At 65.6% G+C, this 15,899-nt stretch carries 15 protein-coding genes, 1 pseudogene and 1 riboswitch; of the genes and pseudogenes, 4 read left to right on the top strand and 12 right to left on the bottom strand.

From position 1 onward, the window contains the following. Window positions 1-51 precede the first annotated feature (51 nt). Window positions 52-1,149, bottom strand: coding sequence for an NADH:flavin oxidoreductase/NADH oxidase (locus LF63_RS01335; RefSeq protein ID WP_043099109.1), 1,098 nt, complete (start codon window positions 1,147-1,149; stop codon window positions 52-54). Window positions 1,150-1,258: 109 nt separating this feature from the next. On the opposite strand from LF63_RS01335, the gene LF63_RS01330 reads away from it, so the two are divergent. Then, a complete protein-coding gene (locus tag LF63_RS01330; protein WP_043099108.1) occupies window positions 1,259-1,561 on the top strand; it encodes an ArsR/SmtB family transcription factor in 303 nt (100 codons plus the stop codon). Between the two features lie 24 nt (window positions 1,562-1,585). Here the strand turns inward: LF63_RS01330 and LF63_RS01325 are convergent, their stop codons facing one another. The 11 genes from LF63_RS01325 to LF63_RS01280 form a co-directional block, all read right to left on the bottom strand. Then, window positions 1,586-2,011 carry a hypothetical protein gene (locus LF63_RS01325; protein WP_338047183.1) on the bottom strand — a complete coding sequence of 142 codons (426 nt, stop codon included), beginning with the start codon at window positions 2,009-2,011 and terminating at the stop codon, window positions 1,586-1,588. A gap of 1 nt (window position 2,012) precedes the next feature. Continuing rightward, window positions 2,013-2,366 carry a hypothetical protein gene (locus LF63_RS16385; protein ID WP_052394520.1) on the bottom strand — a complete coding sequence of 118 codons (354 nt, stop codon included), beginning with the start codon at window positions 2,364-2,366 and terminating at the stop codon, window positions 2,013-2,015. Window positions 2,367-2,432: 66 nt separating this feature from the next. Further along, complete coding sequence (locus LF63_RS01320) at window positions 2,433-2,966, bottom strand: hypothetical protein (RefSeq protein ID WP_043099107.1); 534 nt, start codon at window positions 2,964-2,966, stop codon at window positions 2,433-2,435. Window positions 2,967-2,994: 28 nt separating this feature from the next. Then, entirely contained in the window at window positions 2,995-3,930 is a 936-nt protein-coding gene (locus LF63_RS01315; protein WP_152569203.1) for a cell division protein ZapB, read from the bottom strand. 156 nt (window positions 3,931-4,086) lie between these two features. Further along, a complete protein-coding gene (locus tag LF63_RS01310) occupies window positions 4,087-4,602 on the bottom strand; it encodes a hypothetical protein (protein ID WP_184655059.1) in 516 nt (171 codons plus the stop codon). A 620-nt stretch (window positions 4,603-5,222) separates the two neighbouring features. After that, window positions 5,223-5,459, bottom strand: a complete 237-nt coding sequence (locus LF63_RS01305) for a formate dehydrogenase subunit delta (protein ID WP_043099101.1) — start codon at window positions 5,457-5,459, stop codon at window positions 5,223-5,225. Beyond that, the gene (gene fdhD, locus LF63_RS01300) at window positions 5,456-6,304 is read right to left on the bottom strand and encodes a formate dehydrogenase accessory sulfurtransferase FdhD (RefSeq protein WP_043099100.1); all 849 of its coding nucleotides are present in this window, start codon (window positions 6,302-6,304) and stop codon (window positions 5,456-5,458) included. Before fdhD ends, LF63_RS01305 begins: the two co-directional genes overlap by 4 nt. Next, window positions 6,282-9,176: a formate dehydrogenase subunit alpha gene (gene fdhF / locus LF63_RS01295; protein WP_043099098.1), complete on the bottom strand. Its 2,895-nt coding sequence runs from the start codon at window positions 9,174-9,176 to the stop codon at window positions 6,282-6,284. The genes fdhD and fdhF overlap by 23 nt, the downstream gene beginning before the upstream one ends. Before the next feature lie 13 nt (window positions 9,177-9,189). After that, window positions 9,190-10,749: a formate dehydrogenase beta subunit gene (locus tag LF63_RS01290; RefSeq protein ID WP_043099096.1), complete on the bottom strand. Its 1,560-nt coding sequence runs from the start codon at window positions 10,747-10,749 to the stop codon at window positions 9,190-9,192. After that, window positions 10,746-11,264, bottom strand: coding sequence for a formate dehydrogenase subunit gamma (locus LF63_RS01285; RefSeq protein ID WP_052394518.1), 519 nt, complete (start codon window positions 11,262-11,264; stop codon window positions 10,746-10,748). The genes LF63_RS01290 and LF63_RS01285 overlap by 4 nt, the downstream gene beginning before the upstream one ends. Window positions 11,265-11,273: 9 nt before the next feature. Continuing rightward, entirely contained in the window at window positions 11,274-12,929 is a 1,656-nt protein-coding gene (locus LF63_RS01280) for an OFA family MFS transporter (RefSeq protein WP_043099094.1), read from the bottom strand. A gap of 609 nt (window positions 12,930-13,538) precedes the next feature. Next, window positions 13,539-13,676, top strand: a riboswitch (molybdenum cofactor riboswitch). Here LF63_RS01280 and moaA point away from each other — a divergent pair. The 3 genes and pseudogenes from moaA to LF63_RS01265 form a co-directional block, all read left to right on the top strand. Then, window positions 13,671-14,651, top strand: coding sequence for a GTP 3',8-cyclase MoaA (gene moaA, locus LF63_RS01275; protein ID WP_043099092.1), 981 nt, complete (start codon window positions 13,671-13,673; stop codon window positions 14,649-14,651). (Overlaps the previous riboswitch by 6 nt.) A gap of 2 nt (window positions 14,652-14,653) precedes the next feature. After that, a complete protein-coding gene (gene moaCB, locus LF63_RS01270) occupies window positions 14,654-15,655 on the top strand; it encodes a bifunctional molybdenum cofactor biosynthesis protein MoaC/MoaB (protein ID WP_043099090.1) in 1,002 nt (333 codons plus the stop codon). After that, window positions 15,652-15,899 (top strand): annotated as a pseudogene (locus tag LF63_RS01265) (molybdopterin molybdenumtransferase MoeA); the annotation flags it as partial. The gene moaCB and the pseudogene LF63_RS01265, both read left to right, overlap by 4 nt.

Genomic DNA, 15,899 nt, shown 5'->3' with positions numbered 1-15,899 from the left:
GCATGATCCCCGGCCGGTCGCGGCCGGGGATCATGCGTGGCGCAGCGACGGTTACGCCATGGCGTAGCGCTGCAGCCAGTGCGCATAGGGTGCCGGCAGGGTCCACGAGGCCCTGTCCACGTCCAGCTTCTTCGCCGCAGCGTAGGTCCAGTGCGGATCGGCCAGATGCGAGCGACCGACCATCACCAGGTCGAGCGACTCGCTGGTGATCGCCGCCTCGGCCGCGTCCGGCGTGCCGAAGCCCCAGGCAGAGGACACCGGCAAGCCAGTCTCCTCGCGTACACGCTTGGCGATCGGCGCCAGGAACGACGGTCCCCAGGGGATGTTCGTCTGCGGAATGGTGAAGCCGACGCTCACGCTGAGCATGTCCAGGCCTTCGCGCTTGAAGTTCTGCACCAGCGCGATGGACTCTGCGAGGGTCTCCTCGTCGCGACCGTCGAACTCCAGCACCCCGAAGCGCGCGGTCAGCGGCAGGTGCTCCGGCCACACCTTGCGTACCGCCGCCAGCGTTTCCAGCAGAAAGCGACTACGGTTCTCCGGCGAGCCGCCGTAGATATCATCGCGCTGGTTGCTGTGGTGGGAGAAGAAGCTTTGGCCCAGGTAGCCGTGGGCGAAGTGCAGCTCCAGCCATTCGAAGCCGACGTCGAGCGCGCGCTTTGCCGCGGCGACGAAATCCTCGCGCACGCGGGTGATGTCCTCGATGGTCATCGCCCTCGGCACGCGCGGCAGATGGCCGCCGAACGCCAGCGCGGACGGGGCGATCGTCTGCCAGAAGCGCGGGTCGCCCTCTGCGATATGGTCGTCGCCTTCCCATGGACGGTTGGCGTTGGCTTTGCGGCCGGCGTGACCGATCTGGATGCCGGGCACCGCGCCGCCGGCCTTGATCGCTGCCACCATCGGCTTGAGCGCGTCGGCTTGGGCGTCGTTCCACAGCCCCAGGCAGTTGGGGGTGATGCGACCCTCCGGCGATACCGCGGTCGCCTCGACGATCACCAGGCCGGCGCCGCCACGGGCCATGCCCGCGAGGTGTACGTGATGCCAGTCGTTGGCGAGACCGTCGACGGCCTCGTACTGGCACATCGGCGGCACCGCCACGCGGTTGCGCAGGGTGATGCCCTTGAGCGTGAAGGGTTGGAACAGTGCAGACATGGGGGGTAATCCTTGCCGGTCGGTGGAGAGGATGAGGGAGGCTTTATTGCGATTGTTCGATAATAATCGAACTATCGAGCAACAGCCAAGCCGGCTATTCTTGCGCCCCATGCGCCCCTTCAAGCATCCCGACCCCGAGCAGTTCGCCCTTGAGCGCATCTTCCATGCGCTCAGCGATCCGGCGCGACTGGAGATCGTCCGCCATCTCGCCGGGGTGGAACAGGCGACCTGCGGCGAACTGGAGTTCGGTCGGCCCAAGTCGAGCATGTCGCATCACTTCCGCATCCTGCGCGAGGCGGGCCTGGTGCATACCTCGTCGGCGGGCACGACGCATCTCAACTCCCTTCGCAGGAAGGAACTGGATACGCGGTTTCCCGGGCTTATCGCGGCAGTGCTGAGGCAGCGGCCATAGTCGCGGCGCGGCTGGTGCTCGATTCTATGGACGGCTGTCCGCGCGGATCACGCAGGCCGGCGGACAGCGACCATGGCCCGGATCACGGGTCGCGCGTCGGCACGCTGATGCTGCACAGGTCGACCTTGCCGGCCGGGCGGGTGTAGAACGCATCGCGGCGGTTGCGTTTGGCTCGATCAGCTTGGCGAAGCTGGCGCTGTCGGTGCGCAGTACTTCCACCTTCGGCCGCTCGGCCGGCGGCAGGTCCGCGGCCAGCCGCACCGAGACGATCGGCGTGCGCTGCTCGGCCTTCTCGCAGAAGCCCAGCGGGCCGGTACCGCGCGGCAGGGCCGAGAGGTATTCCATGCCCTCGATCACCCGGCCGGCCACTGCCAGGTTGCGGCCCAACCCGCGCGACGCCTGGCCGATGATCGCGTACAGCGAATTGCCGTTGCCGGTGGTCGGGCCCACGTCACGCGCCACACCCACACAGTACCGTAGCAGTGGGTGATCCACTCCTCGTGGCTAGCCGCAAAAAGGTCCCTGACACCATTTCCTGTGTGTCGCCCGACATGGGAATAACACCCACCGCCGCAACGAAAGCCGCCATACAAGCTGGCTTGAACAGAATCCGGAAACCGATGCGACGCAGCGCATCCACATCGCGCTGGGTCAGCGGATTGAGCTCGTAGCTGCCCGGGAAGACCACTTTGTCCTGGGCCTGGTACATCCGCGCAACCACGACGGTCAGCTGGTAGTCGGAGAGCCACAACATGAAACAAAGAAGCGGCCCGACCCACAGGCTCGTGAAAAGAACGTCTCCCATGGCCTGCATCCCTGTACATACCTAATCAAAAAGGTCCCTGACACCATTTCCGGAACCGTTTCTTGGTTAGTTCCCACTCGCAGCATCGTTGATGAACCATTGCTTACCAAATGCATTGAGGTCTTGCATTTGATGCCCAACCACGCCGAGCAAGCCACCAGTCCAAGTACCAAACGCCGGCGTCCCGTCCAAGTTGTAGACATGCTCCGGCAACGTGCGAAGAGTGTACACCGGGTTTTGAAACGCGAACTCTTCCCCAAGTTGCTTGAAGTACGCACCTTCAAGCATGAAACGTGGGGTACCTTTGTAGGCCAGAATTACCTTGCTGAAATTGCGTGACTGCACAGCCTGCGCAAACTGCAGCATGCTACGGAATACATCGGCTTCGCTGTTCGTGCCCGAGACGCCCCGTAGATCGAAGACTAGAACATCGGAATTTACGTACCACTGATAGTGCGCAAAGACCGAGAGCCCTTCATTTCTGCTGTCAGCCGCCAATGCCTCGGACAGCGGTTGTTGCACCCCAAAATAGTTCCAGCCTGCGATAGCCGTGATGGCCACGACAGGCACGAGCAACCACAGTAGTCGCCGACGTGCCATAACTGCCTCCTGCGCCAATGAACGCCCGTTAGAAATTCATACGCTTGACCACGTGATAATTCTTTCCAGCCGCTTCAGAAAGTGATAGCTCCTGCTTGAGCGATGTGCATCCGAGCGCGATATATGCCACGGCCGGTGCAAGACTTCGATTTATTCGCTCCACGCACTGCTCGTCGGACGCGATGACCAACAGCGGCTGCTTTAGATACGTGTCACTGACCTGAGCCGCAAGCGAAAACTCGACAGTTTTGGATTTAGCGAAGTCATTGCCTGAATCGCCATAATTGCCAAGATACGATCCGTAGTCGTGCCAACGCCGAAAGGCATAGGAAAAATCTGCCACCTGCTCCAACTTATTCCCCACGACTCTGTACACAGCAACTGGGAACAGCTTGGGATCTTTGTCGTTCGTAGAGCTTACATTAACCTGAAGAACGACATATTTTGTTCCTCGGTCTGCATCGCTGTAGTGATACTCATAGCTATATGAATCTGACACCCATCGGCTTGTAGTTGATGTTTTGAGGGTGCGAAACGTCATGCCGTTTTCGGTAAAAGTTGATGTGCCGTCGAGGGCCCGAAACTTTAGCTTCTGCAGCCTTGCTTGCTTCTCTTGCGCGGCCTGTAGTTGGGCAGCAAGCTCGTGCACGAGCTGTTCCGCAGTTTGCGTTTGCTGCGCATCGGGATACTTGCTCTTTAGCTTCGATGATGCGGCGCTTGCGCCGCTCACGTCGCCTTTGGCCACAAGCTGTCGGATCGCCTGCAGTCTGGCCGACGGGGTGTCCGAAAGCTCTTTCACTTTACGCGAAAGCTCATCAACCCGGACTTTGAGTTTGCTATTTTGTCCTTGAGCCTCACTCAGCTGTCCGCGCAGCGTGGCTATCGTTTGGTCGGCCTGCTGATTTGTACAGCCCGCAAAAGCTAGACAAATGCAGGCTACCGAGAGAAAGTGAAACTTCTTCATGGCGCCCCCTGTGGCAACTAACGCTTGTAAAAAACTCTCTAACAAAAAAAGGTCCCTGACACCATTTCCAAAAAGGTCCTCGACACCTTTTCTCTTATAGAGTGATCTAACGCTGAAGTTAAACGGCGTGGGTACGGCGTCCGCCTGGACGATTGGTTAGAGCTCAGCGCGCAACTTCTTAACTTCGTACTCGCTGATGTTGAGAACTAGCGATATTTGGAAGTCGTTCAGACCTTCATCTTTCAGTTGAGCGACAAGCCGCAAACGCACACCCGTTGCACTATGACTGTCATAATAGTCTTGCATGGTGTCGCCACCGCTGAACATTGCTTGAGTGTAGTACTGGCTTGGCGTTTGGAAATATGTGGGCGTTGCCAGACACGAACCTCGCAGGCTTAGGTATCCAAGCAGAGTGCCGGTGAAGCGAAGTAAGTAAAGCGAAAATAGTTGTTCGTTGAAATGACGACCCTTTACGAGCTCAAGAAGCTGATTGCTAAAATATTCTAACTGCTCCTTGTGCTTGGCAGACGCATCAATGGTTTGAACTTGTTTAACAATTTTCTTGAAAACCTTTCTATACCACTGAACGCGAGCCTTTTCGCTATGCGCTTGACTCGCAATGTGGTACGCCTTTTGGCCCAAGAATGTCCGAATAGTGGTCTCGAAGAGCATCTCTTGACCTATATCCATCCGGGTTACCTCCCTGTCAACTCTAACGCAAAGGTAAGCGGCGGCGGTACGCCGTCCGCTTGAGCGCCGGGTTAGTCCGCAAACCGCTCATAACTTGACCTCTAGCCACCCGTTACCGGCACAGCTTACTGCCAAGTCCGTTTGTTCTTGTGAAAATTGCGCAGTTGGTCTCTCGGTGTTGACCGTTAGCACATGCTCACGATCATCCAGTAGCGCGACATCGACGCCTGCTGGGAACTCCCCAGCGGCCAACTGAACGATAGCGCCGTTGACCATGAAGACTGGTTGGCGTACCGCTTGCGCTGCAAACTGCAAGATCGCGCTGTGCGCGTTACCGATGACTGGATAGAAAACAGATTTAGGGTAATAAGCCACAAACCGTCTCTTGCCGACTAACGCTTATTCGACGTCAAAATGACGCGTTACACCGAGTATGGCTTCCCGAGCCTGACCAGACAAATCCGCATACCGCCCTCTTCACTAGGCACTTATCGGGCCACCCGCCAAAACAGGCAATGAAGCTATTGGCGTTATGCGTAGTGGTGAAGGTGTATCAGTTACGCAGAACAAGTGTTGATGTAACCACCTTCCCACAAGCGAATTCACGCAGCCGCTTCACTCTTCTGCATCACTCCCAACCGCTCCACCGCCTCCCGCGACAACGGCTCCAGCCCTTCCCCACCCGCCTCCAGGTGCGCGAGGATCTGCTTGCGCATGACCGGGTCCCAGAACTTGCGCAGGTGGTCGGCGATGCCCTGCACAGCCGCATCGTGATCCGGCTCGGCAGCAAAGTAATGACTGATGTCGTTGACCATGGTGGTCAGGTGCTCGATGTTCATGCGGGCGCTCCGGCGGCGTGCAGCAGACGCTGCGGGTGGGCGTAGACGACGTGGCTGCCCGGGCGGGCGAAGCCGATCAGGGTGAGGCCGGTGGATTGGGCCAGGTGGATGGCCAGCGCGGTGGGCGCGGAGATTGCGGCCATCACGGTGATGCCGGCGCTGGCGGCCTTGGTGACCATTTCGTAGCTGGCGCGGCTGGTGACGATCAGGAAGCCGGCCTGCGGGTCGGTGCCGGCGCGCAGCATGGCGCCGATCAGCTTGTCGAGGGCGTTGTGGCGGCCGACGTCCTCGCGCACCAGTTGGATCTTTCCCTGTGGATCGACCCAGGCAGCGGCGTGCACGGAGCCGGTGGCGCGGTTGATCGGCTGCGCCTCGCGCAACGCGGCGAGCGCGGTTTCCAGCACGGCGGCGTCGATGCGCGGGCCTTCGCCGACCGGCTTCGGATGGCGCACGGCGTCTTCCAGGGTGCGCGCGCCGCACAGGCCGCAGCCGCTGCGACCGGGCAGCAGGCGTTCGCGGTCGACGCCGGTGCGTGCCTGCACGACATCCTCGTGTACGCGCATCGCCAGCTCGTAGCCTTCCAGGCGTTCGTGCACGTCGATCTGTTGCAGGTCGCTGGCCCGCTCGATCAGGCCTTCGCTGAGCGAGAAGCCGAGCGCGAAGTCCTCGAAATCGGCGGGGGTGAGCATCATCACCGCGAACGGCGCGTCGTTGTAGACCATCGCGACGGGCACTTCCTCGGCGACGGCGTCGTCCAGCCGCGTGTCGCGGCCGTCGCGGAAGCGCTGCACCGGGCGGCGGACGAAGCCCGCCGCGCCGGCTTCAGGGCGCGTCGGCCGCGGCATGCCGCGATTGCTCCAGCAGTTCCCGCTGCCGTTCGGAGAAGGCCTCGTGGCGCTGCTGCCAGGCCGAGGGCTGCTCCACGCGCGTGACCTGCACGGCGGTGACCTTGTACTCGGGGCAGTTGGTGGCCCAGTCGGAGTTCTCGGTGGTGATGACGTTGGCGCCGGAGCCGGGGAAGTGGAACGTGGTGTAGACCACGCCCGGCTGCATGCGCTCGGCGATCTTGGCGCGCAGCACGGTGTCGCCGGCGCGGCTCTCGATACCGACCCAGTCGCCGTCCCGGATGCCGCGCTCGTCGGCGTCGTGCGGGTGGATTTCCAGCAGGTCTTCGTCGTGCCACATGACGTTGGCGGTACGCCGCGTCTGCGCGCCGACGTTGTACTGGCTGAGGATGCGCCCGGTGGTGAGGATCAGCGGATGCTTCGCGTTGACCTTCTCGGAAGTCGGCACGTACTCGGTGAGCATGAAGCGGCCCTGCCCGCGCACGAACTCGCCCACGTGCATGACCGGCGTGCCGTCCGGGTGCTCGTCGTTGCACGGCCACTGCACGGAGCCGAGCTGGTCGATCTTGTCGAAGCTCATGTTCGTGAAGGTCGGCGTCAGGCGCGCGATCTCGTCCATGATCTCGGACGGATGCGCGTAGTGCATCGGGTAGCCCATGGCGTTGGACAGCAGCTGGGTGACTTCCCAGTCGGCGTAGCGGCAGCGCGGCTCCATCACCTTGCGCACGCGCGAGACGCGACGCTCGGCGTTGGTGAAGGTGCCGTCCTTCTCCAGGAACGAGGTGCCGGGCAGAAACACGTGCGCGTACTTGGCCGTCTCGTTGAGGAACAGGTCCTGCACCACGATGCATTCCATCGCCTGCAGCGCGGCGGTGACGTGCTGGGTGTTGGGGTCGGACTGGGCGATGTCCTCGCCTTCCACGTACAGGCCAAGGAAGCTGCCGTCGAGCGCGGCCTCGAACATGTTGGGAATGCGCAGGCCCGGTTCGTCGTGCAGCGGCACGCCCCAGGCGTTCTCGAAATCGGCGCGCACCTCGGCGTCGCCGACGTGGCGATAGCCGGGGAATTCGTGCGGGAACGAACCCATGTCGCACGAACCCTGCACGTTGTTCTGGCCGCGCATCGGGTTCACGCCGACGCCTTCGCGGCCGAGGTTGCCGGTGGCCATCGCCAGGTTCGCGATGCCCATCACCGCGGTCGAGCCTTGCGCGTGTTCGGTCACGCCCAGGCCGTAGTAGATGGCCGCGTTGCCGCCGGTGGCGTACAGCCGCGCCGCGCCGCGCACCTGCTCGGCGGGCACGCCCAGTTCGGCCGCCTGCGCCTCGGGGCTGTTGCGTTCCTCGGCGATGAAGGCGCGCCACTTGTCGAAGGCGGCCTTTTCGCAGCGTTCGGCGACGAAGGCCTCGTCGACCAGCCCCTCGGTGACGATCACGTGCGCCAGCGCGTTGAGCATGGCGACGTTGGTGCCCGGACGCAGCTTGAGATGGAAGTCGGCCTGCACGTGCGGCGTGCGCACCAGGTCGATGCCGCGCGGATCGATGACGATCAGCTTCGCGCCCTGGCGCAGGCGCTGCTTCATCTTCGAGCCGAACACCGGATGCGCGTCGGTGGGGTTGGAGCCCATCACCAGCACCACGTCGGTCTGCTCGATGGAGTCGAAGTCCTGGGTGCCGGCCGATTCGCCCAGCGTCGACTTCAGGCCGTAGCCGGTCGGCGAATGGCACACGCGCGCGCAGGTGTCGACGTTGTTGTTGCCGAACGCGGCGCGCACCAGCTTCTGCACCAGGTAGGTCTCCTCGTTGGTGCATCGCGAGGAGGTGATGCCGCCGACGGCGAACTTGCCGTGCTGCTTCTGGATGCGCTTGAACTCGCTGGCGACGTGGTCGATGGCCTGCTCCCAGCTGACCACGCGCCACGGGTCGGTGATCTTCTCGCGGATCATCGGCGTGGTGATGCGGTCCGGGTGCGTGGCGTAGCCGATGGCGAAGCGACCCTTAACGCAGGAATGGCCGTGGTTCGCCTTGCCGTCCATGTCCGGCACCATGCGCACGATGTCCTCGCCCTTCATCTCGGCGCGGAAGCTGCAACCGACGCCGCAGTAGGCGCAGGTGGTGACCACGCTGTGCTCGGCCTGGCCCTTGTCGATCAGCGACTTCTCCGACAGCGTCGCGGTCGGGCAGGCCTGCACGCACGCACCGCACGACACGCACTCGGAATCGAGGAAGCGGTCGTCCTGGCTGGCCGCGACCTTGGAGTCGAAACCGCGCCCCTGGATGGTCAGCGCGAAGGTGCCCTGCACCTCGTCGCAGGCGCGCACGCAGCGCGAGCAGACGATGCACTTGGACGGGTCGAAGGCGAAGTACGGATTGGACTCGTCCTTGGCGACGAAGCGCGGATTGGCTTCGCCGTCCTTCGTCTGCGCGTAGACGTGATTCTCCCCGTCGTAGCCGTAGCGCACTTCGCGCAGGCCGACCACGCCGGCCATGTCCTGCAGTTCGCAGTGGCCGTTGGCGGGGCAAGTCAGGCAGTCCAGTGGATGATCGGAGATGTACAGCTCCATCACGCCGCGGCGCAGGTGGCCCAACTTCTCGTTCTGGGTGACCACCTTCATGCCCTCGGCCACCGGCGTGGTGCACGAGGCCGGATAGCCCTTGCGGCCCTCGATCTCGACCAGGCACAACCGGCACGAACCGAAGGCGTCGACCATCTCGGTGGCGCACAGCTTGGGAATGTGGATGCCCGCCTGCGCCGCCGCGCGCATCACCGAGGTGCCCTCGGGCACGGTGACGGTGCGACCGTCGATGTCCAGGGACACGGTCTTCTTCGACGTCGCCTTCGGCGTGCCGCGATCGATCTCGACGATGGACAGCATCTCGCTTACCTCCTCACGAGGCCGCCTTGTCGGCGACCTTCGCGAAATCCTCGGAAAAATGATCCAGCGCGCTCAGCACCGGGTACGGCGCCAGGCCGCCCAGCGCGCACAGCGATCCGTCGATCATGGTCTGGCACAGATCGCGCAGCAGCGCTTCGTTGCGTTGGCGCTCGGCGGCGTTGCCGGCGAGCATGCGGTCGATGACCTCGACGCCGCGGGTCGAGCCGATGCGGCACGGCGTGCACTTGCCGCAGGACTCGATGGCGCAGAATTCCATCGCGTAGCGCGCCTGCGCGGCCATGTCGACGGTGTCGTCGAACACCACGATGCCGCCGTGACCGAGCATGCCGCCGATGCCGGCGATGGCCTCGTAGTCCAGTTCGACGTCGAGCTGATCGGCGGTCAGGTACGCGCCCAGCGGCCCGCCAATCTGCACCGCACGCAGCGGCCGGCCGCTAGCGGTGCCGCCGCCGTAGCCCTCGATCAACTCGCGCAGGCTCAGCCCGAAGGCGCGTTCGACCAGACCCGGCCGCTTGACGTTGCCGGCCAGCTGGATCGGCAGCGTGCCGCGCGAACGGCCCATGCCGTAGTCCTTGTAGAAGTCCGCGCCCTCGGCCAGCACCACCGGCACCGAGGCCAGGGTGATGACGTTGTTGATGACGGTCGGCTTGCCGAATAGTCCTTCGATGGCCGGCAGCGGCGGCTTGAAGCGCACCTGCCCGCGTTTGCCTTCCAGGCTGTCCAGCAGCGAGGTCTCCTCGCCGCAGATGTAGGCGCCGGCGGCCATGCGCACTTCCAGATGGAAGGCCTTGCCGCTACCGCGCACGTCGTCGCCCAGCCAGCCGTCGGCCGTCGCCGCGGACAGCGCGACTTCCAGTATGCGCTGCGCGTGCGGGTATTCGGCGCGCAGGTAGATGTAGCCCTGCGTCGCACCGACGGCGAGTCCGGCGATGACCATGCCTTCGATCAGCTGGAACGGATCGCCTTCCATCAGCATGCGGTCGGAATAGGTGCCCGAATCGCCTTCGTCGGCGTTGCACACGATGTACTTCTGCGTCGCCTGCGCTTGCAGACAGGTCTTCCACTTGATGCCGGTCGGAAAGGCCGCGCCACCGCGACCGCGCAGGCCCGAATCGGCGACGGCCTGCACGATGTCGGCGGGCTTCATCGCCAGTGCCTTTTCCAGGCCCTTGAAGCCGCCGTGGGCGCGGTAGTCGTCCAGGCTGCGCGGATCGATCACGCCGACGCGGGCGAAGGTCAGACGCTGCTGGCTCTTCAGCCAGTCGAGCTCTTCGGTGGGACCCAACGCCAGCGCGTGCACGCCACCGCTCAGGAAATCGGCGTCGAACAGGCCGGCCACGTCGTCGGCCTGCACCGGCCCGTAGGCCACGCGCCCGGCCTCGGTGGCGACTTCGACCATCGGCTCCAGCCAGTACAGACCGCGCGAACCGTTGCGCACGATGCGCACGTCCGCGCCGCGGCGCGCGGCCTCGGCGGCGAGGACTTCGGCGGTGGCGTCGGCGCCCAGCGACAGCGCGCCGGCATCGCCGGGCACGTAGACGGTGATGCTCATGACGCGTCCTCCGTGCGGGCGGCCTGTGTTTCCAACCAGGCGTCGAAGCGTTCGGGTGTGACGCGACCGTGCAGTTCGTCGTCGACCAGCATCGCCGGCGAGCAGGCGCAGTTGCCGAGGCAGTAGACCGGCTCCAGCGAGAACGCGCCGTCGGCGGTGGTCTGATGGAAATCCACACCCAAGCGCTGCTTGACGTGCCGTTCGAGCTGCGCCGCGCCCATCGCCTGGCACGATTCGGCGCGACACAGGAACACGGTGCGGCGACCCGGCGGCGTGGTGCGGAAGAAGTGGTAGAAACTGATCACGCCATGCACGTCGGCGCGCGAGAGGTTCATCTCGTGCGCGATCAGCGGCACCGCATCCTCGGGCACGTGGCCGAGCGCGTTCTGCACGCCGTGCAGCACCGGCAACAGCGCGCCCGGCTTGTCCTTCAGCCGGTCGAGGACGTCCATCACCGCGTCGTGGATCGCCGGTTCCAATGCCGGCAGCGGCACGGCATTCGCAGCTCGCTTCATGCGTTCACCTCAAAACAGTGCGGCAGCCTTGGCCACCGCTATCCATACTCCGATCAGGAACGGAATGCCAACCAGCGCCCAGGCCACCACGCCGCGCGCGCCGAACGCGCCGCGCGCCGCCTCGGCGGCCACGGCGCCCGTCGCGGGGCGTTCGTGCTGCAGCGATCGTTCGCGTTCCAGCTCGGCCTCGCTCATGTGGTGCTTGTCCTTGACCGGCTTGATCAGGAAGTTGCACAGCATGCCGACCAGCAGCAGCACCGCAAGAATATAGAGCGTGCGGTCGTACACGAGGTTCCGCGCCACGCCCGCATTCAACTGCGCCTGACGCACGGCGGCGATCAGGAACGGCCCGGCGATGCCGGCCACCGACCACGCCGTCAGCAGGCGACCATGGATGGCGCCGACCATCTGCGTGCCGAAGATGTCGGCCAGGTAGGCCGGCACCGTGGCGAAGCCGCCGCCGTACATCGACAGGATCACGCACACCGCGACCACGAACGCGCCGGCCATGCCCAGATGACCCAGCGTCGGCAGCAGGCAGTACAGCACGATGCCCAGCGCGAAGAACACGAAATAGGTGGTCTTGCGGCCGATGAAGTCCGAGGTCGAAGCCCAGAAGATGCGTCCGAGGCTGTTGAACAGGCTGATCAGGCCGACCAGCCCCGCCGCCGACGCGGCGATGGCGGCCTTCTGCGCCGCGCTCAATTCGATGCCGCTGGCCTGCCCCAGCAGCCGCGCGCCGAACACGTCCTGCAGCATCGGGCTGGCCATCGAGATCACGCCGATGCCGGCGGTGACGTTCAGGCACAGCACCGCCCAGATCAGCCAGAACTGCGGCGTCTTCCAGGCCGTGTTCAGATGCACGTGGCGGTCCGTGACGAGTTTGTTGGCGTTCTGCGCCGGCGGCGTCCAGCCGGCCGGTCGCCAGCCGTTCGGCGGCACGCGGAAACCGATCGCGCCCGCGCCCATCGCGACGACGTACAGCACGCCCAGCCCGGCCAGCGCACCGGCCACGCCGGGGATGCCGTCGTGGGTGAAGTGCTGCATCAGCGCCACCGCGATCGGCGCGCCGATCATCGCGCCGCCGCCGTAACCCATGATGGCGAAACCGGTGGCTAGGCCGCGCCGATCCGGAAACCACTTGATGAGGCTGGACACCGGCGTGATGTAGCCCAGCCCCTGACCGATGCCGCCGAGCACGCCGCAACCCAGGTACACCAGCCACAGCTGATGCACGGCCACGCCGAGCGCGCCGACGATCAGGCCGCCGCCCCAGCACAGCGCGGCGATGCAGCCGGCCTTGCGCGGCCCGGCGCGTTCCAGCCAGCCGCCCCAGATCGCCGCCGCCACGCCGAGCATGGCGATGAAGGTCTCGAAGATGTGATTGACCGCCGGCACGGTCCAGTTGCAGGTGGTGGTGAACAACTGCGCGAAGAAGCCCGTGTCGGCGCTGCACATCGTTGCGTCCGCGCCCGGCACCAGCCGCGTCATCGGCAGCCAGAACACCGAGAAGCCATAGGCCATGCCGATGCTGAGATGGATCGCCAGCGCCGCCGGCGGCACCAGCCAGCGATGGAAGCCCGGCCCGGCGATGGTGCGTTCGCGGGCGAAGAAACCGGGCGCGGCGGGCGCCGGCGTCGAGATCGTTTCCTGCAGACGGGCCATACCCCCTCCTGGTGTCGAATCGCGGACATGCGAGGCCGTTCGCCGACGCGCCAGCACGGCTCCGGTGCGGCCGCGAGGGGTCGTCGCACGAACGACGCCCCTTTGACTACGCAAGAGCCGCGCCAACCCGGCGATGCCCGTCACGTCGCGCTTGCATGCGCGCCCGCGTGGACGACTGTCGCGTTTTTGGCGCAACGGGCCGTGACAACCGCGTGCCGAATGCTGCACGGCGCGCGGTGTGCGGTGTGCGGTGTGCGGTGTGCGGTGTGCTTCTGATGATCCACCATGCAGCGTGTCACGCGCACCCGCACCGATCGTCATCCCGGCGAAAGCCGGGACCCAGGGACTTCTTTGCGCGCCAGAGTCGCTGGGTGACTCGCTGCGCTCGCCCCATCGGGGCCGTCCTTCGGACGTTCTGCGCGCTTCGCGCTTGTCCGGCTTTCGCCGGGATGACGTTGGGAAATCGGGCGCCGCCGTTGCGGTTTGCCGTCCATGTGCAGCGGCGTAACAGGGCATCCCTCGGCCGAATATCGAACGTTCACATCACCCGAACACCCGTCCGCGGCACCGCTTTTGCATCGTGACGCAGTGCTAGACTCGAGACGGACACACGTCCGACAACTCCGAGGCGGCACGGCCTACGTTCCCCAGGGAATACGGTCTGCCGTCCGTGGTCTTCGCGATCACCAGGGCGACGCCGGAAACGACGCCGCCTCCCGGCCTTGGAAAGGAGCACAGACCATGCACCCGCTGGCCGATACCTACGGCCGCCGGTTTCCGTACCTGCGCCTGTCGGTCATTCCCGCGTGCAATTTCCGTTGCACGTACTGCCTGCCGCACGGCTATCGGGCCGACCCGAACGCCGCCGGACCGCTGTCGCTGGACGAGATCGCGCGGCTGCTGCGCGGCTTCACCCGGCTGGGCATGCGCAAGCTGCGCATCACCGGCGGCGAACCCAGCCTGCGCCGCGACCTGACCGACATCCTGCGCACCGCGGCGTCGGTGCCGGGCGTCGAGCGCCTCGCCATGACCACCAACGGCAGCCTGCTGACCAAGCGCCTCGACGCCTGGGCCGACGCCGGGCTGAACGCCATCAACGTCAGCGTCGACACGCTGGATGCCACCGCCTTCGCCGCGCTGACCGGTCACGACCGCCTGTCCGACATCCTCGAAGGCGTCGACCGCGCGGTCGAACGCGGCCTGACCGTGAAGCTCAACGCCGTGCTGCTGCGCGGCGTCAACGACGACCAGTTGCCGGCCTGGCTGGACTACCTGCGCACCCACCGCGTCGGCGTGCGCTTCATCGAACTGATGCAGACCGGCGACAACCTGGACTACTTCCGCCGGCACCACGTGCGCGCCGAGCTGCTCGAACAGCGCCTGCGCGACGCCGGCTGGACGGCCCTGCCGCGCGCCGCCGACGCCGGACCGGCGCGCGAGTATCTGCACCCCGACTACGCCGGCCGCGTCGGCATCATCGCGCCCTACTCGAAGGACTTCTGCGCCGGCTGCAACCGCCTGCGCGTGACCGCGACCGGCGATCTGCGCCTGTGCCTGTTCGGCGAATTCGGCATTCCCCTGCGTGCGCTGCTGCAGCGCGACGAGCAGATCGACGACCTGGTGCGCGCCATCGGCGGCCAGATCGGACGCAAGGAGAAAGGCCACTTCCTGCACGAAGGCCGCACCGGCATCACCCCGCATCTGGCATCCACCGGAGGTTGAGCATGAACGAGCGCGTCGAGCGCGCCCATTTCCACATGGCCGACGTGCGCCGCAAGCGGGTCACCGCGCGCCGCGCCGTCGCCGTCGGCGAACTGCACGCCGGGCCGGAGGCGTTTCCGATCATCGTCGAGGGCCGCCTGCCCAAGGGCGATGCGCGCACCATGGCCGAGATCGCCGGTCTGCAGGGCGCCAAGAACGCCTCGCAGCTGATGCCGCTGTGCCATCCGCTGCCGCTGGAGTTCATCGAGGTGCACACCGAACCGGTGCCCGAACGCCACGCGATCCGCGTGTACTGCGAAGTCGCCACGTTCGCCCGCACCGGCGTCGAGATGGAAGCCCTGGCCGGCGCCAGCGCCGCGCTGCTGACGCTGTACGACCTGACCAAGCCGGTCGAGCCGGCGCTGAGCATCGGCGGCGTGCGGCTGCTGTTCAAAGAGGGCGGCAAGAAAGGGCTGTGGCTGCATCCGGACGGGATGACCGACGCCGAGCGCGAGCGCTATCGACCGCGCGGTCCGGCGCGGCTGGACGGCGTGCCGTGCGCAGTCGTCACCCTCAGCGACCGCGCCAGCGCCGGCGACTACGCGGATGCCGCCGGGCCGCTGCTGGTCGAACGGCTGCGCGCGCTGGGCGCGGAGACGGGCAACGCCACCGTCCTGCCCGACGATCCCGACGCGCTGGTCGCACGCCTGCGCGCCTGTGCCGACGATGGCGTGCGACTGGTGCTGTGCACCGGCGGCACCGGCCTGGGACCGCGCGACCGCACGCCCGAGGCGCTGGCGCAGATCGCCGACCGCCGCGTCGACGGCATAGGCGAGCTGTTCCGCAGCGAAAGCAGCCAGCACACGCCGATGGCCTGGCTCAGCCGCACCGACGCGGTGCTGCTCGGACACACCCTGATCGTCGCCCTGCCCGGCAGCGCCAAGGCCGTGGCGCAGGGCATGGACATCCTCGCGCCGATCCTCGCGCACGCGCTGGCCATGGCCGCCGGCGAGGGGCACGGATGACCGACCTGCTGTCCTACGACGACGCTCTGCGCATCATTCTCGACACCAGCGCGCCGCTGCCGAGCGAACGCCGCGCGCCCGTCGACGCGCTCGACCGCGTACTGGCCGCGCCGGTGATCGCCGGCGAAGCCCTGCCGCCGTTCGACAACTCGGCGATGGACGGCTACGCGCTGGCGGGCGACGGCGTGGTACCGGCCGGCACCGAACTCGACGTGCGCGGTGAGCAGGCCGCTGGCGACGACGC

The sequence above is a fragment of the Oleiagrimonas soli genome, from assembly GCF_000761445.1.
Taxonomy (GTDB): Bacteria; Pseudomonadota; Gammaproteobacteria; order Xanthomonadales; family Rhodanobacteraceae; genus Oleiagrimonas; species Oleiagrimonas soli.
The sequence above is the reverse complement of the archived record's forward strand: the minus strand, read 5'-3'. Positions and strand labels throughout refer to the sequence as shown.